At 70.3% G+C, this 25,547-nt stretch carries 23 protein-coding genes; 12 read left to right on the forward strand and 11 right to left on the reverse strand.

From position 1 onward, the window contains the following. Window positions 1-23: 23 nt before the first annotated feature. Window positions 24-1,265, forward strand: coding sequence for an amidohydrolase (locus ACZ6ZP_RS19180; RefSeq protein ID WP_469407618.1), 1,242 nt, complete (start codon window positions 24-26; stop codon window positions 1,263-1,265). 126 nt (window positions 1,266-1,391) lie between these two features. Here the strand turns inward: ACZ6ZP_RS19180 and ACZ6ZP_RS19185 are convergent, their stop codons facing one another. Further along, a complete protein-coding gene (locus ACZ6ZP_RS19185) occupies window positions 1,392-1,577 on the reverse strand; it encodes a hypothetical protein (RefSeq protein ID WP_361470333.1) in 186 nt (61 codons plus the stop codon). A 2-nt stretch (window positions 1,578-1,579) separates the two neighbouring features. Between ACZ6ZP_RS19185 and ACZ6ZP_RS19190 the strand changes: the two genes are divergently transcribed. Beyond that, window positions 1,580-1,870 carry a hypothetical protein gene (locus ACZ6ZP_RS19190; RefSeq protein WP_361470331.1) on the forward strand — a complete coding sequence of 97 codons (291 nt, stop codon included), beginning with the start codon at window positions 1,580-1,582 and terminating at the stop codon, window positions 1,868-1,870. A 45-nt stretch (window positions 1,871-1,915) separates the two neighbouring features. Here the strand turns inward: ACZ6ZP_RS19190 and ACZ6ZP_RS19195 are convergent, their stop codons facing one another. Continuing rightward, window positions 1,916-2,497, reverse strand: coding sequence for a TetR/AcrR family transcriptional regulator (locus ACZ6ZP_RS19195; RefSeq protein ID WP_361470329.1), 582 nt, complete (start codon window positions 2,495-2,497; stop codon window positions 1,916-1,918). 131 nt (window positions 2,498-2,628) lie between these two features. Here ACZ6ZP_RS19195 and ACZ6ZP_RS19200 point away from each other — a divergent pair, with 131 nt between their 5' ends. The 4 genes from ACZ6ZP_RS19200 to ACZ6ZP_RS19215 all read left to right on the forward strand — a co-directional run bounded on the left by ACZ6ZP_RS19200 (window position 2,629) and on the right by ACZ6ZP_RS19215 (window position 5,866). Next, the gene (locus tag ACZ6ZP_RS19200; protein ID WP_383825502.1) at window positions 2,629-3,321 is read left to right on the forward strand and encodes an SDR family oxidoreductase; all 693 of its coding nucleotides are present in this window, start codon (window positions 2,629-2,631) and stop codon (window positions 3,319-3,321) included. Window positions 3,322-3,377: 56 nt separating this feature from the next. After that, window positions 3,378-4,433, forward strand: a complete 1,056-nt coding sequence (locus ACZ6ZP_RS19205; protein WP_469407619.1) for an aldo/keto reductase — start codon at window positions 3,378-3,380, stop codon at window positions 4,431-4,433. 106 nt (window positions 4,434-4,539) lie between these two features. Further along, complete coding sequence (locus ACZ6ZP_RS19210; RefSeq protein ID WP_469407621.1) at window positions 4,540-5,544, forward strand: NADP-dependent oxidoreductase; 1,005 nt, start codon at window positions 4,540-4,542, stop codon at window positions 5,542-5,544. 100 nt (window positions 5,545-5,644) lie between these two features. Then, entirely contained in the window at window positions 5,645-5,866 is a 222-nt protein-coding gene (locus tag ACZ6ZP_RS19215) for a transposase (RefSeq protein ID WP_469407622.1), read from the forward strand. 89 nt (window positions 5,867-5,955) lie between these two features. Here ACZ6ZP_RS19215 and ACZ6ZP_RS19220 read toward each other — a convergent pair whose 3' ends face one another. Next, window positions 5,956-6,519 carry a dihydrofolate reductase family protein gene (locus ACZ6ZP_RS19220; RefSeq protein WP_361470321.1) on the reverse strand — a complete coding sequence of 188 codons (564 nt, stop codon included), beginning with the start codon at window positions 6,517-6,519 and terminating at the stop codon, window positions 5,956-5,958. Between the two features lie 157 nt (window positions 6,520-6,676). Here ACZ6ZP_RS19220 and ACZ6ZP_RS19225 point away from each other — a divergent pair, with 157 nt between their 5' ends. Beyond that, on the forward strand, window positions 6,677-6,868 hold the full coding sequence (locus ACZ6ZP_RS19225) for a hypothetical protein (RefSeq protein ID WP_469407624.1): 192 nt from the start codon (window positions 6,677-6,679) through the stop codon (window positions 6,866-6,868). A gap of 85 nt (window positions 6,869-6,953) precedes the next feature. After that, complete coding sequence (locus tag ACZ6ZP_RS19230; RefSeq protein ID WP_399976690.1) at window positions 6,954-7,559, forward strand: dihydrofolate reductase family protein; 606 nt, start codon at window positions 6,954-6,956, stop codon at window positions 7,557-7,559. A 242-nt stretch (window positions 7,560-7,801) separates the two neighbouring features. Here ACZ6ZP_RS19230 and ACZ6ZP_RS19235 read toward each other — a convergent pair whose 3' ends face one another. Beyond that, the gene (locus tag ACZ6ZP_RS19235) at window positions 7,802-16,105 is read right to left on the reverse strand and encodes a type I polyketide synthase (RefSeq protein ID WP_469407703.1); all 8,304 of its coding nucleotides are present in this window, start codon (window positions 16,103-16,105) and stop codon (window positions 7,802-7,804) included. Between ACZ6ZP_RS19235 and ACZ6ZP_RS19240 the strand changes: the two genes are divergently transcribed. Then, window positions 16,058-16,246, forward strand: coding sequence for a hypothetical protein (locus tag ACZ6ZP_RS19240; RefSeq protein ID WP_469407707.1), 189 nt, complete (start codon window positions 16,058-16,060; stop codon window positions 16,244-16,246). The genes ACZ6ZP_RS19235 and ACZ6ZP_RS19240 overlap by 48 nt on opposite strands. A gap of 359 nt (window positions 16,247-16,605) precedes the next feature. Beyond that, complete coding sequence (locus ACZ6ZP_RS19245; protein ID WP_399976692.1) at window positions 16,606-16,926, forward strand: L-rhamnose mutarotase; 321 nt, start codon at window positions 16,606-16,608, stop codon at window positions 16,924-16,926. A gap of 175 nt (window positions 16,927-17,101) precedes the next feature. Here ACZ6ZP_RS19245 and ACZ6ZP_RS19250 read toward each other — a convergent pair whose 3' ends face one another. Further along, window positions 17,102-17,908, reverse strand: a complete 807-nt coding sequence (locus ACZ6ZP_RS19250; RefSeq protein ID WP_469407626.1) for an alpha/beta fold hydrolase — start codon at window positions 17,906-17,908, stop codon at window positions 17,102-17,104. Window positions 17,909-18,007: 99 nt separating this feature from the next. Here ACZ6ZP_RS19250 and ACZ6ZP_RS19255 point away from each other — a divergent pair, with 99 nt between their 5' ends. Then, a complete protein-coding gene (locus ACZ6ZP_RS19255) occupies window positions 18,008-18,955 on the forward strand; it encodes a LysR family transcriptional regulator (protein ID WP_351172982.1) in 948 nt (315 codons plus the stop codon). 248 nt (window positions 18,956-19,203) lie between these two features. Here the strand turns inward: ACZ6ZP_RS19255 and ACZ6ZP_RS19260 are convergent, their stop codons facing one another. The 5 genes from ACZ6ZP_RS19260 to ACZ6ZP_RS19280 all read right to left on the reverse strand — a co-directional run bounded on the left by ACZ6ZP_RS19260 (window position 19,204) and on the right by ACZ6ZP_RS19280 (window position 23,569). Next, complete coding sequence (locus ACZ6ZP_RS19260; protein ID WP_351172979.1) at window positions 19,204-19,707, reverse strand: hypothetical protein; 504 nt, start codon at window positions 19,705-19,707, stop codon at window positions 19,204-19,206. 116 nt (window positions 19,708-19,823) lie between these two features. Next, entirely contained in the window at window positions 19,824-20,225 is a 402-nt protein-coding gene (locus tag ACZ6ZP_RS19265; RefSeq protein ID WP_469407628.1) for a hypothetical protein, read from the reverse strand. Window positions 20,226-20,563: 338 nt separating this feature from the next. Beyond that, window positions 20,564-20,995: a hypothetical protein gene (locus tag ACZ6ZP_RS19270; RefSeq protein ID WP_469407630.1), complete on the reverse strand. Its 432-nt coding sequence runs from the start codon at window positions 20,993-20,995 to the stop codon at window positions 20,564-20,566. A gap of 205 nt (window positions 20,996-21,200) precedes the next feature. After that, a complete protein-coding gene (locus tag ACZ6ZP_RS19275) occupies window positions 21,201-22,202 on the reverse strand; it encodes an ArsR/SmtB family transcription factor (protein WP_351172970.1) in 1,002 nt (333 codons plus the stop codon). A gap of 461 nt (window positions 22,203-22,663) precedes the next feature. Continuing rightward, a complete protein-coding gene (locus ACZ6ZP_RS19280; protein ID WP_469407631.1) occupies window positions 22,664-23,569 on the reverse strand; it encodes an NADP-dependent oxidoreductase in 906 nt (301 codons plus the stop codon). Between the two features lie 458 nt (window positions 23,570-24,027). On the opposite strand from ACZ6ZP_RS19280, the gene ACZ6ZP_RS19285 reads away from it, so the two are divergent. Next, a complete protein-coding gene (locus ACZ6ZP_RS19285; RefSeq protein ID WP_351172961.1) occupies window positions 24,028-24,384 on the forward strand; it encodes a MerR family transcriptional regulator in 357 nt (118 codons plus the stop codon). A 426-nt stretch (window positions 24,385-24,810) separates the two neighbouring features. Here ACZ6ZP_RS19285 and ACZ6ZP_RS19290 read toward each other — a convergent pair whose 3' ends face one another. Continuing rightward, window positions 24,811-25,536 carry an alpha/beta hydrolase gene (locus ACZ6ZP_RS19290; RefSeq protein ID WP_361470302.1) on the reverse strand — a complete coding sequence of 242 codons (726 nt, stop codon included), beginning with the start codon at window positions 25,534-25,536 and terminating at the stop codon, window positions 24,811-24,813. Window positions 25,537-25,547 lie beyond the last annotated feature (11 nt).

Here is a 25,547-nt window from a genome sequence, read left to right on the forward strand (position 1 = left end):
CCAAACCTGAAGGAGGAGGCGGCATGAGCGCACCGACCGCCGTCGCCCGCCTCACACAAGAGATCACCGCGGGCCTGGAGCCCGCCGCCCTGGAGGACTTCTACCAGGACCTCCACCGCCACCCGGAACTCGCCTTCCAGGAGCACCGCACCGCCGCGAAGCTCGCCTCGCGGCTGCGTACGGCCGGCTACGTCGTCACGGAAGGCGTCGGCCGCACCGGAGTGGTCGGTGTACTTGCCAATGGCGACGGTCCCACCGTGTGGCTGCGCGGAGACATGGACGCACTGCCGGTCCAGGAGGCCACCGGTCTGGAATACGCCTCGGCCGTCGACGGCGTGATGCATGCCTGCGGCCACGATCTGCACGTCACGTGGCTCGCCGGAGCCGCCGACGCGCTGGCCGCGGCCCGCGGCACCTGGTCGGGCACGCTCGTGGTCGTCGGGCAGCCCGCCGAGGAGTCCGGCGGCGGAGCATCGGCCATGGTCGCCGACGGCCTGCACACCCGCTTCCCCCGCCCCGACGTCCTGCTAGGCCAGCACGTCACGCCCGGCCTCGCCGGGTTCTACCCGCACACCCCGGGACTCACCATGTCGGCCGCCGACGACATCGACGTCGTCGTGCACGGCGTCGGCGGTCACGGCTCCCGCCCCGAGTCGACGACCGACCCGGTGGTGACGGCCGCCTACATCGTCACGCGCCTGCAGACCGTGGTGTCCCGCGAGGTCGCGGCCGCCCACCCGGTGGTCCTGACCGTGGGTCAGTTCCACGCAGGTACGAAGCACAACATCATCCCCGCCGAAGCCCGGCTCTCCCTCAACCTGCGCACTCAGGACGTACATGTGCGGGACCGCGTCCTTGGGGCCGTCCGCCGCATCGTCGAGGGCGAGTGCCGGACCGCCGGCTGCCCGACCCCGCCGGAGGTCGTGGTCCGGCCCGGATACCCCAACACCGTCAACGACGCCGTCCTCGACGACGAGATCGCTGCCGTCCACCGCGAACTGTTCGGAGCGCCCACGGTGTTCGACTTCGGTCCGGCGATGGGCAGCGAGGACTTCTCCCTCCTCGCGCCCGAGGGCGTGCCCTACGACTACTGGTACGTGACGTCGACCCCGCCCACGGCGTGGGAGGCGGCGCCCGGAACAGGCCTGGCCGACAAGATCGGCAACGTACCGGGAAACCACAGTCCGTCGTTCGCCCCCGACCCGTCGGTGCTTGTCCCCGGCGTCCAAACCCTGGTGTCGGCGGCGCTGAGCAGACTGGCATGAGCTGACCTGGCGACGCCGACGTCCACGTGTCAGGTCGCGGACGCACTGGCGGGAGGGACCTGCCGCGCCCGAGCGATGACCGGTCGTTTGCGCCCCCGCTCCGGGCCCAGGAGCAGAGGCATGGAATCAGAGCTCGGTGGTGGAGCAGGCGGTACCGGGGGAGGTGGTCATGCACAGGAGCATGTATTTCTTGTTGGGGTAGACGGGCCGCCGGAGCCGCATCCGGGCTTCGAGCCGTTGGGGTCGCGGGAGACGGCTCCGACCGGGCAGCAGGTCGAAGAGCAGGACCCCGACCAGAGCCGTGAGCGCCACCCATGGCACCCATCGCGGTCCGCAAGTGTTTCGCGATCGAGATGGTCTTCGGTGATCCCACCGAGCCGCGCCATCGCGAGGCCCTGGAGATCACCGCGCGGACCGAGGCGGCGATCGCCGATGTACTGCACAGCAAGGCCGCGCGGGACAGGCCGATGCCGAGACGCGGCTCGGTTCGCGTCGTGTCCGCCGTCCTGTTCCTCGCCGTGGCGGCCGGCCCGCACGCCACCGCGAGCACCGACGAGATCCTGCGGGACGTCCGGGCCCGGATCGGCGCCATCCTGCCCCGCTGACGCCGACAGGTGCGGATACAGCCACAGCTACGGCAGCGGCGATGGTTACCGTGACGTCGCCGGTGCGGGCTCGGGCCCGGTCAGGGCCGCGCGCGCGGTGGCGAGGATCTCCTCCGACAGGGGTGACCCCTTGGTGGCGCGAGCCAGGACGAGCGCGCCGAACAGGGTGCACAGCCGGACGAGACCGTCCTGGTCGTCCGTGGCGAGCCACTCGGCGAAGTCGCCCACCCCTTCGGTGTAGACGCGACGGGCCTCGCCGTCAGCGCCCTCGCGCGCCATGTCGCTGGCGAGCGCGGCGACCGGGCAGCCATCCCCCGGGTCGTCCCGGTGTGCGAGGGAGAGATAGGTGTCGATCAGTGCCTGCTGGGTGGCCTCGCGCTGCCCGCCGTGACGCTCGAGCCCGGCTGTGTGGCGCCGGGCGAGTTCCGCGAAGGCGTGGGCGGTGGCCTCATCGACGAGCGCCTCCTTGGAGGCGAACTGCTTGTAGAAGCCGCCGTGGGTCAGTCCGGCCGCCTTCATCAGGTCGGCGACGCTGACCTGCGTGCCCTGCGCCCGGAACAGCCGGGAGGCCGTCTCCACGACCCGCCTGCGGTTCTCGTCCGCCTGCGCCTGCGATACGCGGCCCATCAGCCACCTCCCGGTTGAATGCCGAACTCCCGATTGGATGTCTAGGCAAATCTATCCTAAGCTGGGGGATAGATTTCAAACGACATCTAAGTTTCACGGGCCACACGGTGCCCATCACGCTGGGAGCAGACATGGAACTGAAGAACGCGGTCGCAGTGGTCACCGGCGCCAACCGGGGTCTCGGGCGGCTGCTGGCCGTCCAGCTCGTCGAGCAGGGCGCGAAGGTCTACGCGGCGGCCCGCCGCCCCGAGTCGATCGACCTGCCGGGCGTCACGCCGCTGCACCTCGACGTGACGGACGAGCAGTCGATCCGGGAGGCCGCCGTCACCGCATCCGATGCGACGCTGCTGATCAACAACGCGGGTATCTCCACCGGCGCCACCCTGATCGGTGGCGACCTGGACGAGGTCCGCCGGGAGATGGAGACGAACTTCTTCGGGCCGCTCGCCGCGACCCGCGCCTTCGCCCCGGTCATCGAGGGCAATGGCGGCGGCGCCGTCCTCAACGTCCTGTCCGCCCTGTCCTGGTTCCACCCGGCAGGACTCGGCTCCTACGCGGCCTCCAAGGCCGCAGCTTGGGCGCTGAGCGACGCGACCCGTGAGGAGCTGGCACCGCGCGGGATCACCGTCTCGGCACTGCACGTCGGTTACATGGACACCGACATGGCCGCCGGCGTGCCTGCCGATCAGAAGGTCGCCGCCGCCGACGTCGCGGCCCAGGCCCTGCACGGCATCGAGACCGGCCTGCCCGAGATCCTCGCCGACGAGACCAGCCGGTACGTCAAGCAGAGCCTGTCCGCGGCACCCCAGCCGAACGCGGGCTGAGCTCAGCCTTCCACCCCGGCGTGCCCGCCTCCCCACCCCTGATGCAAGGACGTTTCATGCGTTACACGACCTTTGGACGCCGGACCGGACTGCGCGTGTCCGAGTACGCGCTGGGCACCGCGAACTTCGGCACCGGCTGGGGTGCCGGCGCCGAGCCGGACGAGGCGCGCCGGATCTTCGACCGGTTCGCCGAGGCCGGCGGCACCTTCCTCGACAGCGCGGACGGCTATCAGTTCGGCGAGTCGGAGGAGCTGGCCGGGAAGGTGATCTCCGCCGACCGCGAGCACTTCGTCCTGGCCACGAAGTTCGCCTTCGGCGCCGCCCCGCAGCCGGACATCTCCAAGACCGGCAACAGTCGAAAGAGCATGGTCGCCTCGGTGGAGGCCAGCCTGAAGCGCCTGGGCACCGACTACATCGACCTGCTGTGGGTGCACTTCCCCGACGAGCTCACCCCGATGGAAGAGCTCCTGCGCGGACTCGACGACCTGGTGAGCGCCGGCAAGATCCACCATGCCGCGCTGTCGAACTTCCCCGCCTGGCGTGTCTCGCGCGCGGCAACCCTCGCGGACCTGAAGAACTGGACCCCGATCGTGGGCATCCAGCACGAGTACAGCCTCGTCGAACGCACCGCCGACCGCGAACTCCTGCCCATGGCCGAGAGCCTCGGCCTGGGTGCCGCCCTGTGGTCCCCGCTCGGCGGTGGGTTGCTCACCGGCAAGTACCGCAGCTCCGCCGAGGGGCGCCTGAGTGACCTGGGCATGGTCATCCACACCGAGAGCACCGACCAGAAGACCACTGTCGTCGACACTGTCCTGGCCATCTCCGAGGAGACCGGCGTGACGCCCGCCCAGGTGGCGGTGGCCTGGGTGCGCGAGCGCGCCGCCCGCTCCGTGGCCACGCTCGTCCCGATCATCGGCCCGCGCAACCTCGCCCAGCTCGACAGCTACCTCGGCGCCCTCGATGTCCAGCTGACCGAGGAGCAGTACACCCGCCTGACCGAGGTCAGTGCGGTGCCGCTCGGCGTGCCCCACGAGGGGATCGCCGGCTCGCTGGGGCGGCTCCAGGGCGGCGACACGGGCCGCGTCCTTGCCCCGGCGGTGCCGGTGGCCTGAAGCGGTGCAGGTAGGGAAAGTAGCGCAATCTATTCCGTTCGGGGACAAACCCGGGGCGGCGACAGAACCCGGCCCCGCCCGGGCGGGAAAAGGAACGGAGAAGTCGGTGAAGGCCTTCATGGTCGAGAAGTACGGTGACGCCACCGGGATGCATGCCGCGGACATACCCGACCCGCAGGTGGGCGCCGACGACGTCTTGGTCAGGATCCACGCGGCGAGCGTCAACCCGCTGGACATGAAGATCCGCGACGGCTCCCTCAAGGCAATCCTGCCGTACCGGCTCCCGCTCGCCCTGGGCAACGACCTCGCCGGGGAGGTCGTCCAGGTCGGCTCGTCCGTCACCCGGTTCGCGGTGGGCGACGAGGTGTGGGCCCGCCCCGACAAGGACCGCATCGGCACCTTCGCCGAGCTCCTCGCCATCCACCAGGACGACCTGGCGGCCAAGCCCGCCACGCTCACCATGACCGAGGCCGCTTCCCTCCCCCTGGTCGCGCTGACCGCCTGGCAGGCCCTGGTCGAGCGGGCCAAGGTGCAGCCGGGCCAGAAGGTCCTCATCCACGCGGGCGCCGGGGGCCTCGGCTCCATCGCCGTCCAGCTGGCCAAGGCGCTCGGCGCACACGTGGCCTCCACAGCCAGCACCGCCAAGGTCGACCTGGTGAAGGAGCTCGGCGCGGACGAGGTCATCGACTACCGCACGCAGGACTTCTCCGAGGTGCTCGAGGGCTACGACTTCGTACTCGACTCCCTCGGCGGCGAGAACCTCGCCAAGTCCTTCGGGATCCTCAAGCCCGGCGGCCTGGCCATCAGCGTGGCCGGCCCGCCCGACGCGGACGTCGCCCGCGAGCTGGGCCTCAACCCGGTGATGCGCGCGGTCACGACCGTCCTGAGTGCCAAGACGCGGCGCAGCGCCAAGAAGCTCGGCGTCACGTACTCCTTCCTGTTCATGAAGTCCAGCGGCGACCAGCTCCGTGAGCTCGCCTCCCTCGTCGACACAGGGAAGATCCGCCCCATTGTCGACCGCGTCTTCCCGTTCGACGAGACCCTCCAGGCCATGGAGTACGTCGAGAAGGGCCGGGCGAAGGCCGGCAAGGTCGTCGTCTCGATGACGTGAGAGTGCGGAACGTGACCTTCCCTCCGGCTTGTGATCGTTCGATGATGTGATGTTGGGGCATCGTTGCCGGTCGGGCGTTCGGGGTTCGCTGGGTTGTGGCATGAGCATGCGCAAGCCGTACCCGAGCGACGTCACCGACGAGCAGTGGGAGTTCCTGCCGCACGACATGCCTCCGCCCGGAGCGGTGAAGCACTACTTCTACCTCCTGCACGCGATGAGGGCACTGACCAGGACATTCACGACCTGCTGCGCTGGCAGCTGCCCGAGCAGCGGAAGCGATACCGAAGCCGAACCCGGCCTGTTCACCCGGCCCGGCGCCTGAGGATCACACCCGGCCCGCGACCAGCGATCCTTCCCCAACCGCAATCACGAAACGGACAAGAGCTCACGTTCCGCACTCCCAGAGAGGCCCTAGCTGTTGGTGGGTCGCGCCTGCTTCCGCACACGGAAGCGGAGCATCGTGATGGCGCCCGACTGGGTGTTGCTGAAAGGCTCCAGGTCGATCCTGCCGAGGCTTGGGGGCGAGAAGCGGACGCCGTCGCCCAGTAGCAGCGGTAGGACATACACCAGGATCTCGTCGACGAGCCCGCGCTGCAGGCACTGGGCGGCCACGTCGGCACCGAGGATCTCCAGGTTCTTGCCGCCCGCGGCGCTGCGTGCCGTGGCAACGGCTTCCTCAAGTCCACAGGTGAGGAAGGTGACGGCAGGGTCCGGCTCGTCGGGAGGCTCGTGCGTGAGGACGAACTGTGCTCCCCCCTCGTAGGCGGCCTCCTGGCCGGCCATGCGCTTGGCGACCTCGTAGGTGCCCCGGCCGACGAGCATGGCGCCCGTGGCCGCCATGACCTCCGGGACCTCGGCCGCGGTCAGGTACTCGGCGATCCAGTCCATCGCGTGGCCAGGACCGGCGATGAAGCCGTCCAGCGACATCGCCCGGTTCACGACCACTTTGCCGGTGCCGAAGCCCACATCATTCATGCGTTTTCTCCACGGATCTTGGAGGCCCGAGGCCGGGTCATAGTGCGGCCGAGAGGGAGTCGAGCGTATCTGCGGTGGCACCACGCGAACAGTCGGCAGCCGGGTGCGCCGGCCGCGCAGCGTCGGCAAAGGCCCGCCGACCCACCGCCATGAGGATGTGTGGGCCCTGCCAGCACCGGGCGGCCCCGACCTCAGCGCGGCGCCCTTCACCTCGATCGTCCAGACACACGAGGAGTGGGCCGCCGAGTACGCCAACAAGACCATGCACGGGGTGATGCACATGGGCTGGGCCCCCGACGCCGTTGGCGTGACCGTCACCCCGGCCTCGGCCCCGGCCGCGTACGGGTAAGCCCGGCTGCACCAGTCACCGCGGAGGTTGCGCCGATGAGTTTGCGGCGGTCGTACGGTCCACCCCTTGAGGAAGGGAGCACACCATGCGCAAGATCATCCTTTGCACGTTCCTGACGCTCGACGGCGTCATGCAGGCGCCGGGCAGTCCGGACGAGGACGCGGGGAGCGGCTTCCATCACGGCGGCTGGCAGAAACCAGTGGATGACGACGAGGTCGGGGCGGCCATCGCCGGCTGGTACGAGCGCTCGGACGCGATGCTGCTCGGCCGCAAGACGTACGAGATTTTCGCGTCGTACTGGCCGACTGCTGATCCCGGCGACCCGTTCACCGATCGGATGAACAGCATGCGCAAGTACGTGGCGTCCCGGACCCTGACGTCCGTCGAGTGGCAGAACTCCACACTGCTGGAGGGCGACGTCTCCGATGCCGTACGCAAGCTGAAGGCGTCCGACGGCGGCAACATCAACGTCGTCGGCAGCGGCGACCTCGCCCAGACCCTCATGCGGCACGGCCTCATCGACGAGTACCGGCTGACCATTCACCCGGTGATCATCGGCACCGGCAAGCGGCTGTTCGCCGAAGGGGCGATCCCCACCGCACTGGAGCCGGTCAGCGTCTCGACGACGAAGGGCGGCACCGTCGTCGGCGTCTACCGGCCGAACGGTAAGCCCAGCTACGACAGTTACTAGTGTCGTGCGCCGCGGAGATTCCGCGGCGCCCGCACCTGGGTCCGGGTTCTGCCGCAGCCGAGGACCGTTGACGCCACCGCGCTGATGCCGCCCGACCTTGTGTGATCCGTCGGGTCCGAGCGCGCACGCCCCGCACCGTCATAACCACGAGCAGGTTCACCGCTGCCCATACGCCGTCGGTGGGGGAAGCCGGGGACTCGGCTGCGCTCCGGCTTGCCCGCCGTGGCGCGGAGAGACGCGCCTCAGGAGGCGTCCACTCGGAGGTGCTCGGAGAGCCAGGTGTGGATGGCCAGAGCGGTCGTGCGGGAATGATCCTCCAGAACAGTGAAGTGGTCGCCGGGCACGGTGATCTCGACGTGCGGCAGGCTCCATGGATCGGCTGCGCCGATGCCGGGCAGGCGGTCGCCGGCCCGGACGAAGAGGGTGGGGGCCGACAGGGCGGTCGGCTTCCAGCCGGTGTAGAGCTCCAGGTAGCCGGCCATCGCAGTGAGCCGGTCGGTCTCGGCCGAGGCGAACTGCGCGGGGTTCTCCAGCATGCCCGCGGTCATCGCCGAGAGCGCGGGTCCGTCGCCACTGAGGCCGCCGGAGCCGTTTTCCTCGCAGGGGTAGGTGTCGATCAGGACGACGGCGGACGGAATCAGGCCCGTGCTCTCAAGCCTCTCGGCGACCGCGTGTGCCACCCATCCGCCGGCCGACCGCCCCAGCAGGACGAACGGCTCGTCTCCCGCGCACGCGCGCACGGCGGAGGCCTGTGCCCCCACGAAGGCGTCCAGTGCGGCGGGCAGCAGTTCCCCCGGCAGAAAGCCCGGGTTGGGCAGGACCGAAACCGGGCGCAGGCGCTGGAGGGACATCCCCAACCGGGTGTACTCGTGCGGCCCCGACAGTGCGCTGAGGGCGGGGAAACAGATCAGGCGGGCCCCGGAGCCTCCGGTCGCAAGGGTGACGGCCGAGGGTGGCGAGCCCAGAGCTGAGGCGTCCTCGAACACCTCACGCAGACGTGCCGCGATCGTCAGGAGGGCCATCCCGTCCCACGCCTTGCCCCGGGCGCACGCCGTACGGAAGAGCGCGGACAAGGAGTCGGCGTCCGTGCCCTTCGGGGCCGAAGCGCCTCGCGTCGCGCCATTCTCATCCTGCCGCTGGGGTGCGGCCGATGCGTCGATGGCTTCAGGGGCGTTCAGGGACCAGAGCTCTGCCAAGTGGGCGGCGACCCCGCGCGGCGACGGGTAGTCGAACAGGAGCGTGGCGGGCAAGGCGAGTCCCGTCAGCGCCGCGAGCCGGTTGCGCAACTCGACCGCGGCCAGTGAGTCGAGGCCCAGCTCGGCCAGCGCGCGATCCGCCTCGACCGCGAAATCCCCCGAGCCATGTCCGAGTGCCAGGGCGGCTTCCGCTCGCACCTGCGACAGGAGCAGCGCGCCGCGTTCGGCCGCGGGAGCGGCGGCCAGCCGCCGGCGCAGGGAGTCCTCGCCTCCGGTGCCGGACCCCGTAGGCGATGCGGAGGCCCTCCGTACGAACCCTCGGCCCGGTAGACGTGAGAGCGGTGCCCCAGGTTCCCCGGATGCCGCCGCGGCCGCCGGGTCGAGACGTGCGGCCACCACAACGGCTTCCTGCCCTTCGATGGCGGCGTCGAAGAGCGAAAGGCCCTCCTCGGTCCGCAGCGGGAGGAAACCGGAACGGGCGATCCGGCGCAGGTCCGCGCCCCGGAGCCCGGCCGTCATCCCGCCGCTCTGCTGCCACGGCCCCCAGGCCAGAGACGTGCCGGGCAGTCCGAGCATCCTCCGGTGCTGTGCCAGTGCGTCCAGGAACGAGTTCGCCGCCGCGTAGTTGCCCTGGCCGCCGGAGCCGAACACCCCGGCCACCGACGAGAACAGGGCGAACACCGCCAGGTCGCTGTTCCGGGTCAAGTCGTGAAGGGCGAGGCCCGCGTCCACCTTCGGCCGCAGTACGCGGTCAAGCCGTTCCTGGGTGAGTGCGGGTACCACACCGTCGTCCAATATCCCCGCGGTGTGCACCACTCCGGTCAGGGGGTGTGCCTGCGGCACGCTCGCGAGCAGGGCGGCGAGCGCCGTGCGGTCGGCGACGTCGCAGGCCGCCAGGGTGACCTCCGCGCCCAGTTCGGTGAGTTCCGCGCGGAGTGCGGCGGCACCGGGCGCGTCTGCTCCGCGCCGTCCCACGAGCAGCAGGTGACGTACGCCGTGTGCGACCACGAGGTGACGGGCGAACGCCGTGCCCAGGGAGCCCGTGGCCCCGGTGACCAGGACGGTGCCGTCCGGGTGCAGCCGACGTGGTGCGCCATCGGCCGTCGCCGTCGCGGCCGTGGCCGTCGCCGCTTCGGTTGCTCGGACCAGTCTCGGTACGTACGCGACCCCGTGACGTACGGCCACTTGCGGCTCGGAGCTCGTCAGGGCTCGGGCCAAGGCGGCTGCGGACGCGGCATGGTCGTCGATGCCGATCAGCGACAAGCGGCCCGGGTTCTCGGTCTGCGCCGAGCGGAGCAGCCCCCACACAGGTGCGTGCACGAGAGCGGCATCGGCATTGCCGATGCTCGCGTCCGGATCGGCTCCGGGGGTGACGACGCCCGGAGTGAGGACGGCAAGGCGTGAGTTGGCGAGCCGGTCCTCGGCGAGCCAGTCCTGTACGAGCCGCAGCGCCCAGCCGGCTGCCCGGCGTGCGGCCAACGCGCGGTCCGGTTCGTCCACCTCGGTGGGCGTGGGACATGCGATCACAACGGCCGGTGCGTCGACTGCCGCCGAGGCAGGGTCCTGGTAGACCACCGTCCGGATGCCCAACTGAGCCAATGCTGCGCGCAGTTGTGGGAGCGGCTCGCCGAGGAGCCCCCACGGAGGCGGCCCCGCGGGCAGCGAGGCACCGGAACCCGGCAGAGGGGTCCACTCAAGGCGGAACAAACTGTCACTGGGCGCGCGCACGCCGCGCAACTGCTCCAGGGCGAACGGCCGCAGGGCGAGCGAGCGCACCGTGGCCACAGGGGCTCCGGCGCCGTCGGTCAGCTCCAGGCGGACACTTGTCCCTTCCGCCCGGAACACCCGCACCCGCAGGGTGCGGGCGCCGGACGCGTGCAGCCGTACACCGCTCCAGGCGAACGGCAGCGACAGCACTGCCCCGGTTTCGCTCCCGTCTTCGCCGCCCGCAAGGGCCTGATCCAGCGCCAGGGTGTGCAGGGCCGAGTCCAGCAGCGCGGGGTGCAACGTGAACAGGTCGGCGTTTGCGTGTTCAGGCTCCGGGAGTTCCACTTCGGCGAGCAGGTCGTCACCCAGGCGCCAAGCCGCTCGCAGGCCCTGGAAGGCCGGCCCGTAACGCAGCCCGCTGTGCGCAAGCCCCTCGTACAGGCCGATACCCGCCTCGGTGCCGAGCGCAAGCGGTACGGCACCCGCCGGGGGCCAGGGGGAGGGCGTGTCCGCCGAGGTCCGCTGCTGCGGAAGGCCGAAGTCCGCGGGGGCCAGGACTGCGGAGGCGTGGCGGGTCCAAGGACGGTCGTGGTGACCGGGAGTGTGCGTCCGTGCGTGGAAGGCCACCGCTCGGCGCCCGTCCCTGTCCGCTCGCGCCACCTTCACCTGGAGCTCGACCGGCTCGTCGGTGGACAGCACGAGCGGTGCCGTCAGCGTCAGTTCCTCCAGTGTGGAGGCACCCGCCTGGTCCCCGGCGTGGATCGCCATGTCGACGAAGGCCGTCGCCGGCAGCAGCACCGTGTCCAGCACCGCGTGGTCGGCGAGCCAGGGCTGGTCGCGCAGGGACAGCCGACCGGTCAGCAGCAGGCCGTCGTCGTCCGCCGTCGACGTCACCGCGCGCAGGAAGGGGTGGGACGCGAGGCCGGGCTGCGCCGCGGACGCCGAGGAGTCGGCCTCCGTCGGCGATGCAGCCGCGTCGGCCTCCAACCAGTACCGCTCACGCTGGAACGCGTAGGTGGGCAGTGCTGTGGGCCGTGCGCCGCGCCCGGCGAAGACCGCGTGCCAGTCCACGTCCACACCGTGGGCGTGGAGTGCGGCAACCGTGGCGGACAGCGCCGCTGCCTCCGGCCACGGGCCGCGCAGCGTCGGGACGGTGAGGGGCGCGGGGCAGTCCGTACCGCCACCGGATGTCGTCGTCGCCCGATCTGACCAGGCCGCGTCGGCCGTGGCCACCGGGCGACCGGCGAGGCAGTCGCGTGCCAGGCCCGTGAGGACGCTGTCCGGGCCGAGTTCCACGAAGTGCGTGGCCCCCTGCTCCCGCAGGTACCGCACCGAGTCGGCGAACCGGACCGGTCGGCGTACGTGGTCCACCCAGTACCGCGGCGAGCAGATCTCCTCGGTGGTCGCGGGCCGGCCCGCCACCGCGGTGACGAGGGGCAGGGTCGGAGGGGAGTAGGTGATGCCCTGTGCGACCAGGCCGAAGGCATCGAGCATGGGTTCCATGTGCGTTGAGTGGAAGGCGTGGCTCACCCGCAACCTGCTGCTCTCGCGCCCTTGTGCGCGCCAGTGCGCGATGGCCTCCCGCACTGCGGCTTCGTCTCCGGAGACGACCACGGAGCGACCGTTGACGGCTGCGATGTCCAGTCCCCGGGCACCGTCCACCCCTCGGGCAGGGTCCGCTCGGTCTGCCAGGTAGGCGGTGACCTCGCTTTCGTCGGCCTGTACCGAGGCCATCGCCCCGCCGGGGGGCAGGGCGTCCATGAGCCGGCCTCGTGCCGCGACCAGGGTGCAGGCGTCCGCGAGGGACAGCACCCCGGCGACATGGGCCGCCGCCAGTTCGCCGACGGAGTGCCCTGCCACCAGGTCGGGGCGTACGCCCCAGGACTCCAGCAGCCGGAACAGGGAGACTTCCAGAGCGAACAGCGCGGGCTGCGCGAAGCGCGTCGTGTGCAGAAGTCCGCTGAGCCCGCCGGACCTGCCCGCCGGCGAGCCGTCGTCAGCGCCGCCACCCTCGGCGGTATCGGTGGCGGTGGCGAACACCACGTCCCGTAGCGGCTTTGGCAGAAGCGGGTCCAGCAGGGCGCATGTCTCGTCGAAGGAACGGGCGTAGACGGGGTGGGCCTCATACAGCTCCCGGCCCATGCCGGTCCGCTGGCTGCCTTGCCCGGTGAACATGAAGACGACCGGGCCCGCCGGGCGGGGGCCGCTCGTGCTCAGGCCCGGCCGATGGCGGCCTTCCGCCAACGCTGCGAGCGAGGCGAGCAGTTCCTCGCGGTCACCGGCGACCAGCACCGCGCGATGCTCGAAATGGGCGCGGGTCGTGGCCAGGGAGAAACCGAGGTCCAGCAGATCCGTTCCGGGACGCTCGGCCACGTGGGCGTGGAGTCGCCGGGCCTGCGCCCGCAGCGCCGGGGCACTTCGTGCCGACACCGGGAACGACACGGCCTCCACCGGGACCGGCCGGGCGATCACCTCAGGGGCCGCGGTTCCGCTGTCCGGCCGGCCCGGGGCACCGGCGCCCGACTCCTCCAGGGGCGCCTGCTCGAGCACCACATGTGCGTTGGTCCCGCTGATGCCAAAGGACGACACACCAGCCCGCCGGGGCCGCCCGGTCGGCGGCCAGAGCTGCGGACGCGTGAGCAGCGACACCGCGCCCGATGACCAGTCCACGCCGGGGTTCGGCTGCTCGGCGTGGAGCGTACGCGGTAGTACACCGTGCGCCATCGCCTGGACCGTCTTCATCACGGCGGCCATGCCTGCCGCCGCCTGCGTATGCCCGATGTTGGACTTGACCGAGCCCAGCATCAGCGGGTGTTCACGGGTTCCGGCCCGTCCGTAGACTTCCAGGAAGGCCTCCGCCTCGATCACGTCACCGAGCCGCGTGCCCGTGCCATGCGCCTCCACCGCGTCGATGTCCGCGGGTTCAAGGCGGGCGTCCGCCAGAGCCTGGCGGATCACCCGTTGCTGCGCCGGTCCGTGCGGCGCGGTCAGGCCGTTGCTCGCGCCGTCCTGGTTCACCGCGGAACCGCGCACCACGGCCAGAACCCGGTAGCCGGCGCGCCGGGCCTCCGAGAGCCGGGTCATGAGCAGCATTCCCGCGCCTTCGGCCCATCCGGTGCCGTCCGCCGCCGCCCCGAACGCCTTGCAGCGGCCGTCGGGGGCGAGTGCGCGCTGCCTGCTGAACTCGACGAAGGAGTGGGGCGCCGACATCACGGTGGCGCCTCCTGCGAGCGCCAGCGAGCACTCGCCTCCGCGCAGGGCCTGGGCTGCCAGGTGCAGGGCCACCAGTGACGACGAGCACGCCGTGTCCACGGTGACCGCCGGCCCCTCCAGGCCCAGGGTGTAGGCGATTCGGCCGGAGGCGACGCTGCCTGCGTTGCCGATGCCGAGGTAGCCCTCCACGCGTTCCGGCGTGCGGGCGAGACGACTGGCGTAGTCGCTGTACATGAGTCCGGCGTACACCCCAGTGGGGGTGGCGCGTACGGTGCCGGGGTCGATGCCCGCGTGTTCGAAGGCTTCCCAGGCGACTTCGAGCAGGAGTCGGTGCTGCGGATCCATGGCCAGGGCCTCGCGGGGCGAGATCCCGAAGAAGGCCGGATCGAAGCGGTCCACGCCGGACAGGAAGCCTCCCTCGCGTACGTACGTACGGCCCGGCTGCCCGGGATCGGGGTCGTACAGCCCGTTCACGTCCCACCCCCGGTCGGCGGGGAAGGGGGTGATGGCGTCGATGCCGTCCTCGACCAGCCGCCACAGGTCCTCGGGGTTCTGTACGCCACCGGGGAAACGGCAGGCCATGCCGATGATGACCACGGGGTCCTCGTCCGTCCCGGCCCCTGGCGGACGGCTGGGCGTGACAGGCGCCGTCTCACTGGTGAGCCGCGCCCGCAGATGTGCGGCGAGTTCGGCCGCGGTGGGGAAGTCGAAGGGCGCAGCCTCGGAGAGGGCGAGGCCGGTCGCCGTCGACAGGCGCTCGCACAGCATCGTCGACGTCAATGAGTCAAGACCCAGGTCACGGAAGGCGGTGCCCTGCTCCACCTCGTCCACGGCGCAGCCGAGCACGACGGCGACCTCGGCCCGCACCAGGGCCGTCAGGTCCACCGTCTCCACCTCGTGCGGTGTGAGGGCATGGGCAGGCAGAGGGCGCGCGGACATTTCTGCGAGCGTGTACCGTTTCACCTTGCCCGAGGCCGTACGAGGGATCGATGCCACCTCGTAGAGGGCGGCGGGCACCTTGAACGGGGAGAGGCGTTCCCGGCAGGCGGCGAGAATCTCTCTCCTGTCCAGGACACCGGAGTTCACCGGGACCAGGTAGGCGGCCGGGATCTCACCGAGTACGTCGTCCGAGAGGCCGGCCACGGCGGCGTCCTGGATTCCCGGCAGAGCCAGCAGCACCGCCTCCACCTCGGAAGGGTGGATGTTCTCCCCGCCTCTGATGATCAGCTCGCTGACCCGGCCCGTGAGGGTGAGCTCACCGTCGGCGCTGATCCGGGCCAGGTCACCGGTGCGGTACCACCCGTCGCGCAGGACCTCGGCGGTGTCGTCGGGCCGCTGGTGGTACCCGGTCATGACACCGGGTCCGCAGACCCACAACTCGCCCTCGTCGCCGCTTTCTTGGGTGGCTTCGATGTCGTGGCCGTCGCCGATGCGCGCCCGTATGCCGGGCAGCACACGGCCGCAGGAGTCGGCCACTTGGGCGGCACCCGGTGCTGTCATGGTGACCGGGCCCGCCTCAGTGCTTCCGTAGTGATCGAGGAACGGAACCCGGCAGACCTCCTCGAAGGTCCGCTGGAAGGCGGGCGGAGCGGTCGCACCCCCGCTGACGCAGGCACGCAGGGCGGGCGCCCCAAGGCCCCCGTCCCCTACGGCGTCAACGAGCTTGCGGTACGTCGCCGGTACACCGGCCAGCAGCGTGAACGGATCTTCGGTCCGGCGCAGTTCACCCAGCACGTCCGTCACGGAGAACCGCGCAAGGAGCTTGGCGGACGCTCCCGTGGAGGTCACCCCAAGGACGCACAGGAGTTGCCCCATGGCGTGGTGGAGGGGGAGGGGCCACAGCAGGCGGTCGTCCGCCGACAGGCCGAGGGCGTCGACGAAACCGGCAGCCACCGACGACAGCCGTTGGCGCTGGGTGGACAGCACCCCCTTGGGCAGGCCGGTCGATCCGGAGGTGTACAGGAGCCAGGCCACCTCGTCGAGCCCGAGATCGTCCGGAGCCGGTACAGGCGGCTCGGTGACGGCCAGGGTCGCGTAACGGAGCATGCTCGCTTCGCCGGCCGAGCCATCACTCGCCTCCGTTGCCGCTGACGCTGCCGGCGATCCGTCTGGTGCCCCGGCATCCTCGACGAGCACCACACTCAGCCCGGGGCGCGACCGCAGCAATGGCCGTATCTGCCCCAGGCAGGACCGGTCGGTGAAGAGAAACCGGGCCCCGCTGTCGTCCAGTAGATGTGCCAACTCGCCGGTGGTGCTCCGCGGGTCCATCGGCACACCGACAGCGCCCGCCCTGGTGATGGCAAGGACGCTCTCGACAGCCTCCACCCGACTGCCCAAGAGGACCGCCGCTCGTTGCCCATGCCGCAGACCGAGGCTGACCAGATGTCCAGCCAGCCGACCGGTACGCCGTTCCAGCTCCCCGTAGGTCACACGGCAACGGCCGTCCTCGAAGGCGGTCTTGGTCCCGAAGCGCCGGGCCTGCTCCCGGAGCAGATCAGGCAGGGGGTGGAGGGCGGCCATGTGCGCTGTCACCAGGATGAACGCTTCCTCTGGGTAAGGGAGTTGCCCTGATCACGATAGACGACCGGTGCGCCGAGCCGGGGGAGCGGCGCCCGACGCGACCCGCGACGAAGCGGACCTGCCGCACGGGGTGATCATTGCCCACAGACCTGAGCACCGGTTGGGGCCAGCGCGCCTCCCACCCGGTCGCACCAGCCGCGTTCCCTCCCCGGCCCGCGGCTCACTTGGCATCTCCCGCCGTGAACGAGTCGGAGCAGGTCCTTGGCCGTCGTGCCATCGTGTCGTCGGCAGAGGCCGCGAGCAGCATCACGCCGACGGCTTCAAGTCCTGATCTGTACGCACGGAGGCCGGAGCGCCGTTCACCTCATGCACGGCGGCGGCAACTGCACTGTCCGTAAAGGGAGATAAGCATGCAGCGCGTCTGTTTTCTGCTCAAGGTCAAGGCCGACCGTGTCGTCGAGTACCGAGCACGCCACGAGAACATATGGGTGGAGATGCGCGAGGCACTGACCGCCGCCGGCTGGCGCAACTACTCGCTCTTCTTGCGTGCGGACGGCCTTCTTGTCGGCTACCTGGAGACGGACAACTTCGAAGAGGCCCGCGCCGCCATGGACGCCACCGAGGTGAACGCCCGCTGGCAGGCCCAGATGGCCGATTTCTTCGAGGAGTTGGACGGGCAGGCACCCGACGCGGCGATGCGGCCTCTGACCGAGGTCTTCCACCTGGCCTGAGCGGTACGAGGGGGCAGGGGCATCGATCGCCCTCGCTCGCGATCGAGAAGGTGGCGCAGACAGAGGAGGTGGCGCAGGCAGCGGGCGTCTGCGGCGGGTCGGTTGTCCCTCGGCCTCGAGCGCCCCATGCGGTGATCCTGTCCAGGGGGGCATGCGCAGGCACGAGGCAGTGGCGTCAAGACTGTTCTGTGAGGAACGCCAGCACAGCACCCAGGAACTCCGCCTGCCCTTCGACGTTCGCCATGTGCACCGTGGGCAGGACGACGAACCGCGCGCCGGGGACGGTCGCGGCGAGCTCCTTCCCGTGGTCGGCGGACGTCACGGTGTCGTGCTCGCCCGCGATGACCAGTGTCGGGTTGTGGATGAGTGTGGCCGTGCGGCGCAGGTCGTAGTCGCGCACCGCGGCCCAGCTCCCGGCCACGCCCTCGCGCTGCGTGGCGAGCAGAGTGCGGCGGAAGCCCTCGACGACCTCGTCGTCGCCTTCCAACATGCGGGCCGGGAACCAGTTGTGCAGGAACATCTCCGCGGTGACCTGCATGTCGGGGGCTGCCAGCAGTTCGGCGATCGGCCGATCCCACTGATTCGCCGGGCCGAGGTAGGCAGCGGTGTTGGAGAGCACCAGGCGGTCGAGGCGCTCCGGAACGTGGATCCCCAGCCACTGCGCGACGATTCCGCCCAGAGACAGGCCCAGCACGTGCACCCGCTGCAGGCCAAGGGCATCCAGCAGCTCCACCACGTCGCGCCCCAGGCGGTCCAGGGAATACGCGCCCCTTGGGACATCGGAGGCGCCGTGGCCGCGCGCGTCGTAGCGCAGCAGCCGGAAGTGCTCGGTCAGAGCCGACACTTGGCCGTCCCACATGTGCAGGTCGGTCCCGATGGAGTTCGAGAGCAGCAGCACCGGCTTGTCCTCGTCGCCGTCGAAGCGGTAGGCGATGCGCACGCCATCCCCGGTGGTGATGGCAGTACGGGTCTGAGAAGTCATGTCAGCTCCAGTGATCTAGCGGCTATGCACACAGCCTAGGAACGCTCCTTGCAGAGTTCTATTAAAAAGATCGAAAGAGCTCTGTAGGCTGTTTGAACAATGTCGAACTTCACGCTCCACGAGTTGCAGTGCTTCAACGCCGTTGTGCTCGACGGCGGTTTCCAGGCCGCCGCCGAGCGGCTGCACCGCTCGCACCCCTCCGTATTCGCGGCCGTCGCCAAGCTGGAGCGCCAGCTGGGCCTGGACCTGCTGGATCGCTCGGGCTATCGGGTCCAGCTAACCGAGGCGGGGCACGCCTTCCACCGCAAGGTGCGCTTCCTGCTGCACGAGGCCGAGGAACTGCAGACCTACGCCGCGCAGTTGGCGATGGGTGAGGAAGCCGAACTGCGCGTGGTGCTCGGGGACCTGTGCCCCCTTCCACCGGTGTTGGAGTTGCTCAGCCGCTTCTTCGCGCAGTGCCCACAGACACGACTGCACCTGCAGTTCGAGACGGTCACCGGCCCCTGGGAGCGGCTGTTGGAGGACGAAGCCGACCTCATCGTGCACCGCGTCCCCAAAAGCGACGTGCGGATGGAGTGGATCGATCTCGGCAGCGTCGCGCTGGTGCCCGTCGTGGCGCCCGGGTTTTTGCCCTTCGCCCCGGACGACGACATCACCCCGCAGCGGATGCAGGCCTTCACCCAATGCGTGGTCCGGGATTCGGCGCGGCACCCGTCCGAGCAAGGCCATTTCCTGGTCGAAGGCGCGCTCCGGAGCTCCGTGCCGGACCACCTCATGAAGAAGGAGCTGATCTTGCATGGCATGGCGTGGGGACACGTGCCCCGGTTCATGATCGAGACCGAGTTGCGTGACGGAAGACTGCTCTCCATCGCCGGACGGCACTTCCCCGGTGTGGTCGAGGAACTCTCGGCAGCGCGGCGACGCGACCGGCCGCACGGGCCGGTCGCCGACCAGCTGTGGGACTTCTTGGAGCGCCATGCACCGGTCCTACGCCCGGCGCTGGGCCGTGTACCCAGACCGAAGAAGGCACCGGCGCCGCCCGCTTGACCGCCTGCGCTTCCGCGCTCTGCGACCGCTCCCTGCGCTGACGCACGACCGCCGCCAGCGGTACTCCACCCGCTGTGGCGACCGCGTCCGCGCCGCCCGCGCCTACGCCCGCCGCACCGCGACGGAGTGATGTGCACTCACCGAGCGTTCCATCTGACGCGTCATGCGCCTGCTGGTTGCTCGTCGAGACCGCCTTGGCCAGGAGGCCGGCACCCAGCGCGCCGGATCCTTTTGGGGCACAGGGAGCCTCAGGCGGAGCGCAGAGCCCAGGGCCCGTCCGAGCGCACCATGACGTAGCCGGCGGCCGGCATGGTGAGGCGCCCCCGCAGAGTCCCCTCACGATCCGCGGACATGTAACGGCCCTGGGCGTCGCTCACCATGAGTCCGCTGTGGTTCTCGTTGCCGTCCAGTGTGTAGGTGAAGGTGCGGCGTGGGCCCGACCAGCGCAGCAGAGTGGGGCCGGTCCCCGCGGTTTCACCGGTGAAGGCGAGTGAGCCGATCTGCGTCTGTGGCAGCGTGTCCAGGTACCAGCGGGCGACACCGCCGGAATTCCGCCGCACCTCCACATGGGTGTACTCGGCGGGGACGATGAACGGCAAGGGCTTGGAACCGTAGGTGGAGAGCCCCACCTGAGCGTCCCGGGAATGGAGTTCGGGCGTGTCGATGGCCCCGGTTACGGAGAACCAACTGAACGGTCCGCCCGAACGGATCGTCAGGAAGGCGGGCTCCTTGGCCGGGTGGGGGACAGGCACCAGCCGTCCCCGCCATCCCCGCTCGGCTATCGCGAGCGACGACCCATAGCCTTGACGAGGCATCCCGGCATCACTCCCTCACCTGTGTGGAGGGCGCAGCCTATCCGAAGGATGGATCAGGGCCGGTTGTACCGTACGCACTTGCTGGAATGCGCGTTCACGTCGTCCAGACAGACGCTGACGTACGCGGCCCCGCCGGGCGCATTCGCAGGGATTTGGCTCTTGAACGGATACGTCCCGTTGCACTTGGTGCCGGTGCTCCAGACGCCGAGCTCCTCGCCGGAAGCACCGTAGACGCCGAACCGCGCCCTGTGGCAGCCGACGGCCCGGAGTGTTCCATCGGCCGCGACCGATCGGTCGTACCAAGTCAGGGTGCCGCGGAGGTAGCTGGCACCGAATGCGACGTCGAAAGGGGTGGTCGGATAGGCGGCGGTCTGCGCGTCGGCGGCAGGAGCGCCAAGCAAGGTGCCCGCGGCCAGCATGAGAGAACCGAGGGCGGCGGCGAGAGGAGTCTTCATGCGATCTCCAGGATGGGATGAGCCGGTTCGTTCTGCCCGCCTGGGCGCAGACCAGGTTGCAGCCTTCGTGCGTGAGGTGTGCGGGATCTGGAGGCGCAGGGCGGGAACCGAGACCTTTCCGGTGGCGTCGCCGGAGGTATCGACGAGATCAACGAGATCGGGGTGGGCGTTGGCCCGGATGCCGAAAGGTGTGTCGGGGCCAGAGCGGGGGCCTGTCCGGTCTTGCCTGTCACCGGGCAGACCCCGCACGGCCTGGTCGCGGCCCTGGTCCCCTATCAGCTTTTGCTCGGACCTCCGTTCAGGCCCTCGGGGGCGCCGAGCAGTCGCGGTGCGGTGGGTCAGCGCCGCTGGAGGGGGAGACTGCAGAGCAGGTCCTTGAGACGGCCGTCGTCGAGGCAGACGCGTACGAACGTGGCTCCTCCGACGACGTCGGCCGGCACGGTGAAGCGGTAGCTCTTGGTGTTGCCGCACGCCGTGTCGGAAGAGGCGGAACCGGCCGAATCGATTCTGTTGTCGTGGGCGTCGTAGGTGTACGCCCAGGTGCGCCGGCAGTATGCCTCACCGGCCGTGCTCACCGACTTGTGCGTCCCCGTCACTTCGACCGACCGGTTGTACCAGGTGACCGTTCCCTTCGTCCATGTGTTCCCGACGGGGACGGTGAAGGCGGTGGGCAGGCTGGCGGAGGTCTGGGCGCCGGCGGCGGGGGCGCCCAGCAAGGTGCCCGCGGTGAGCACGGCGGAACCGAAGGCGGCGGCGAGATGAGTCTTCATGGGATCTCCAGGTGGGGTGAGCCGGTTGCGGCTTCACATCCTGGGCGGGTCGGCCGCCTGTGGCCTACCTCTTAAGTCACGGCTTAAAGGGAGGGGGCGGGAGACGGCAGGCGCGGCGCCCTGCGCGCCTGGCACCCGTAGTTGATGGCACCCGGGTGCAGGGTGGCGCCGCGCCCACTCATCTGACGCCACGGCCCCGCTGGTCTCACAGTTCCGTCAGGGCACCGGCCCCCAGCAGGGCCAGCCCGAGGGGAGTGATGAAATGCAGGACGGACCCGCCTCGGCGGCTCGTGGTGATGAGGTTCGTGTTCCGCAGCACTCTCGCGTGCTGACTGGCCGCTGCGGCCGTGACGTTGAGGCGGCGGGCCAGTTCGCTCGTCGTGCAGCCCTCCGCCGTCACGTGCAGGGCGGCGGCTCGCGTGCGGCCGAGCAAAGACTCCAGGTTCCGCACGGCGGAGCCCTCGCCTTCTGCCGGTTCGTTGCCGGTCAGCGACCGGCGCAGGGCCGGCACGGTCAGTCGGGGAGGCTGGGCGGGATCGAGCGGGTCCCACAGAAAACTCACCGGGTGCTTGGAGAAGACCGTGGGCGTGATGACCAACCCCCGTCCCTGGAGGCGCACTTCGACTCGCCGCGGGTAGGGAGCTTCGAGCACCGGTGGACGCCAGCGGACCAGCGGTGGGCAGATCGAACGCAGCAGCAGATCGATGCCTCCCTCCAGCATCAGGTTCGCGCAGCGGGTGGTCAGTGCGACCAGGTCGGACCGCCCTCGGTGCCAGTAGGGCTCCACGGTCAGCCGATGGCAGGCGCGTACGGCATCGGCGAGCTGCTGCCGCGCGTCACGGTCGCCCTCGGACACCCGTCTGGCCCATGGCAGGTGCCGGGGGTGGAAGTCGAGCTCCTCGAGCTCGCGCCGCAGCCGGGACACCGGGGCGTGCAGCAGGTTGTCCACGGCGTGGTCCACCGAGGGCGCGTCACCCATCAGGGCCAGCAGATCGAGCCCGGGACCACGCACCGGAACCAGAGAGGTCAGGGGGCGCGTGTCGGCTCCCATCCGGCCCGCGACCGCCGCCCGCCACGAGCGGAGGTGGGGAAACTCCCGGTGTTCCCTCAATAGTTCCAGGCTGTAGTAGACCTCCGCTGCGACGCCGATCGTTGCGGCCACCCGGGTCCGGGTGAGGTCTTCGGCCGTGAAGTGAATGCGTAACACCGGCCGGCCCCCTGCCGTCGAAGTTGAGCGCGTGAGCGCACCCCCAGTATGTCCCAACCCCCCTCCGCTGATCCGGAGTTAAGGCGGAGGCGGCTTCGTCGGACGGGTCTGACCACAGCGCGGATCACGGTCTGCGGGCGGGCATACGGGTACCTGGTGATGACAGGTGGAGGGGCGGACGCAGTTCCATTTGGCCGGCACCTGAGCTGCGGCCGGGCGAGCTTCACGGATTCACCAGCACACCTGCGTGATCAGGAGCACGGTTACGGGTCTGCCGCGTGGAAACGGCCGTCCACGTGGCACACCCGTAACCGTGAGAGCGGGGGAGGTCTGCTTGACGAGGCGCCGTAGAGACCGGCCCGCTCCGGACCGCCCGCTCGCCGGTACCGGTCGAGGGCACGCAGGCCCGCACGTTGCGAGGTACCTACCTTGTGGGCCTGTTCAGATACGGATCGGGCTGCTCAGACGCAGACCACGATCTTTCCTCGGGTGCGCCCACGCTCGGCGTGCGCGTGGGCGTCGGCACTCTGCTTCAGGGGGTAGGTCTGTTCGATACGGGGTGTGTAGCGGCCCTGCCGGCCCAGTTCCGCGGCCGCGGCCAGGAGGCTGGAATCGTTCTCCGCGTTGACCACGTGCGTGCCCAGGCGCTGCCCGCCCGCGTGGTCGGCGACCGTCGCGACGCGCTTCGGGTCCCCTGTGATCGCGACGAGGTCGTCCAGCGATCCGGAGGCCGCGGTGTCGAGCGCTGTGTCGACTCCGCGCGGGGCGAGAGCGGCCAGACGCTGTGCGAGACCGGGGCCGTAGGCGGTGGGAACGGCGCCGAGTGCGGTGAGGAACTCGTGGTTGCGTTCGCTGGCTGTCCCGATCACAGTGGCACCTTGCGCTACCGCGATCTCGACCGCCGCGCTGCCCACGCCACCGGCGGCGCCCTCGACGAGAAGGGTGCGCCCCGCGAGGGAGCCGAGCGCGTTCAGGCCGCGCATCGCGGTCACGGACGCGAGACCGGCGCCCGCGGCCTGCTCGTCGTTCCACGTGTCGGGGGAGCGGGCCCAGGCCGAGAGGATGACCAGCTCCGCGGTTGCGCCGGTGACGCCGCCCAGCCCGAAGACGCGGTCGCCGATGCTCACCCCCTGCACTCCGTCACCGATCTCGTCGACCACCCCGGCGGCGTCGCGCCCGGGAATGGCGGGTAGCTCCAGGGGAATCAGCTGCTGCAGGGCTCCGGCGCGCAGCTTCCAGTCGATGGGATTGACACTGGCCGCCGCGACGCGGACACGGATCTCACCAACTCCGGGGTGCGGGTCGGGGGCCTGCTCGATCACCAGGCTCTCTGCTCCGCCGTATTCGTGGAACCGGGCTGCGCGCATAGTGGTCGCCTTACTTTGACGGGCCGGAATGACGTGTTCATCCGGTGTTCGTCACTCTAGAACCTGACGTTGACGTGAGGTGCAAGCCGCAACTGCCGCCCCGCCGGAGGAGGGCAGGCACGGATGGGTGATGTTGTCGAGCGGGCGGGGGTGAGCGTGGGGGCCTGCGCCACTTCGAGGGATCACGCCGCCCGTGACGTACGAGGGATTAGCCCGCCCGTCACGGTCGACACCCATGTGCCCTCGGGCGGGCTCGGAGCTCCCGGCACGACGTGAGGACTGTCGTGTGGACGTGAACGGGGTGAACGCCCTCGGATTCGCCACCGGGCGCCGGGTCGTGATCAATCTCGGTGTCGGCAACGGTGCGGTCGGCCCCCAGGGCTGCCTCCGGAGCCGGTACCGCTAGCCTGAACCTGACATCCACGTGAGGTACGAGCGGGAAGGGAGCGACCTGCGTCATGCGCATCGGACAGCTTGCCAGGCGGTCAGGGGTCAGCGTGCGGGCCCTGCGCTACTACGAGGAACAGCGGCTCCTGGAATCGGCGCGGACGTCCGGTGGGCAGCGTGACTATCCCGACGAAGCCCTGGAGCGGGTCCAGCTCATCCAGGACCTCTTCGCGGCCGGCCTCTCCAGCCGTACCGTCGTCGAACTCCTGCCGTGCGTGAGCACCGGCGTCGCGACCCCCGCCATGCTCGATCAGCTCATCGTCGAACGCGACCGCATCGCCGCACGCATCCAGGACCTGACCCGGGCCAAGACCAAACTCGGCCACGTGATCGAGAATGTGGCCGCGGCGAACGTGGCGCAGGACTGATCAAACCGTCGCGAGGGGTGGGGCCCCGGCCTCTCCGGATCTACCGGGCCCTGGTCGGCCACGGGGAGTCCCAGGCGTATCCGGAGGCCGTCGCAACAGCGTTCGTCGCTCTCGCCGCCCCGGACGCACGCCGGGGCAGCGGTGGGCAGGGCAGGCCGCGGCTGACCACGGTGACGGCACACCGCAGGACCGGTCAGCCGCAACCTCTCCGGCCGGACAACGTCCACGAGCGGATGGCAAGGTCCAGCGCCCTGCGGATCATCCAGAGCGTCGTCGTCGGCCTGGTCGTATCCACGGACTTTGTGTCCGCACCGAAGGCGGACTTCGGTCGGCTGTTTCACCAGAGATCCGTACCAGCCTGGTGAGGACCTGAGGGCTCATCAGTGACGCGTCCCGCGCGCCTTTAGGGCGGTGGAACGGGCTGGGTCAGCCGAGCTTGAGCAGCAGTTCCGCGAGCCGGGTCGGCTCGGTGATCATACAGTCGTGGCCGGTCGCCAACTCCCACACCAGGGACGGGGTTCCGTTGGGCTGTGTCGCAGGGACAGGCCGCCGGGTGAAGCCCGCAGGCCCACCGGCGGTGCAGTGTATGTGCGCCTGCGGGATCGCGCCCATGGCCGGGTTGTCGAGGCGGACACTCTGCTGGAGGCAGCGCACCGGCTGATCCGACAACATCCCGCGCAGCCAGACGAGATCCGCCGGGTCAGTCACCCCGAACAGGCCCGCGGGCGGCGGCATCTCCGGAGGCGGTGGGAGCCGCCAGCCGCTCTCGGACGCCAACGCCTGGTCGATCAACTGCTGCGTCACCGGGAGCACATCGGCCGCGCTCTCCCCGTCCGCGGGGAACATGGCGTCCAGGTACACCAGACACGCGATGCGTTCCGGGAGCTGATTGGCCACGCCTGAGACGACGAGTCCCGCATAACTGTGGCCCACCAGGACGACTTCAGTGAGGTCCTCCTCGACGATCATCTTGGCGATGTCGTCGATGTGCGTGTCGAGACCGACCTCCGGACCGGCCAGGTGCACCGTGTCGCCGTAGCCGGTCAGCGTGGGCGTGACCACCCGGTGCCCGCCCGCGGCGAGCAGCGGGGCCACCCGCTCCCAGCACTCCCCGCTGTGCCAAGCACCGTGCACCAACAGATATGTCGCCATCGATCGTCCAC

Source organism: Streptomyces sp. NPDC054047, assembly GCF_055585065.1.

Coding starts and splice junctions, on each gene's coding strand:
- ACZ6ZP_RS19265 (WP_469407628.1), bottom strand. CDS start 20,225: ATGAAGACTCCTCTCGCCGCCGCCCTCGGTTCTCTCATGCTGGCCGCG.
- ACZ6ZP_RS19230 (WP_399976690.1), top strand. CDS start 6,954: ATGCGCAAGATCATCCTTTGCACGTTCCTGACGCTCGACGGCGTCATG.
- ACZ6ZP_RS19220 (WP_361470321.1), bottom strand. CDS start 6,519: ATGAATGATGTGGGCTTCGGCACCGGCAAAGTGGTCGTGAACCGGGCG.
- ACZ6ZP_RS19280 (WP_469407631.1), bottom strand. CDS start 23,569: ATGCGCGCAGCCCGGTTCCACGAATACGGCGGAGCAGAGAGCCTGGTG.
- ACZ6ZP_RS19250 (WP_469407626.1), bottom strand. CDS start 17,908: ATGACTTCTCAGACCCGTACTGCCATCACCACCGGGGATGGCGTGCGC.
- ACZ6ZP_RS19215 (WP_469407622.1), top strand. CDS start 5,645: ATGAGCATGCGCAAGCCGTACCCGAGCGACGTCACCGACGAGCAGTGG.
- ACZ6ZP_RS19240 (WP_469407707.1), top strand. CDS start 16,058: ATGTCCAGCCAGCCGACCGGTACGCCGTTCCAGCTCCCCGTAGGTCAC.
- ACZ6ZP_RS19285 (WP_351172961.1), top strand. CDS start 24,028: ATGCGCATCGGACAGCTTGCCAGGCGGTCAGGGGTCAGCGTGCGGGCC.
- ACZ6ZP_RS19205 (WP_469407619.1), top strand. CDS start 3,378: ATGCGTTACACGACCTTTGGACGCCGGACCGGACTGCGCGTGTCCGAG.
- ACZ6ZP_RS19200 (WP_383825502.1), top strand. CDS start 2,629: ATGGAACTGAAGAACGCGGTCGCAGTGGTCACCGGCGCCAACCGGGGT.
- ACZ6ZP_RS19180 (WP_469407618.1), top strand. CDS start 24: ATGAGCGCACCGACCGCCGTCGCCCGCCTCACACAAGAGATCACCGCG.
- ACZ6ZP_RS19245 (WP_399976692.1), top strand. CDS start 16,606: ATGCAGCGCGTCTGTTTTCTGCTCAAGGTCAAGGCCGACCGTGTCGTC.
- ACZ6ZP_RS19270 (WP_469407630.1), bottom strand. CDS start 20,995: ATGAAGACTCATCTCGCCGCCGCCTTCGGTTCCGCCGTGCTCACCGCG.
- ACZ6ZP_RS19290 (WP_361470302.1), bottom strand. CDS start 25,536: ATGGCGACATATCTGTTGGTGCACGGTGCTTGGCACAGCGGGGAGTGC.
- ACZ6ZP_RS19255 (WP_351172982.1), top strand. CDS start 18,008: ATGTCGAACTTCACGCTCCACGAGTTGCAGTGCTTCAACGCCGTTGTG.
- ACZ6ZP_RS19195 (WP_361470329.1), bottom strand. CDS start 2,497: ATGGGCCGCGTATCGCAGGCGCAGGCGGACGAGAACCGCAGGCGGGTC.
- ACZ6ZP_RS19190 (WP_361470331.1), top strand. CDS start 1,580: ATGGCACCCATCGCGGTCCGCAAGTGTTTCGCGATCGAGATGGTCTTC.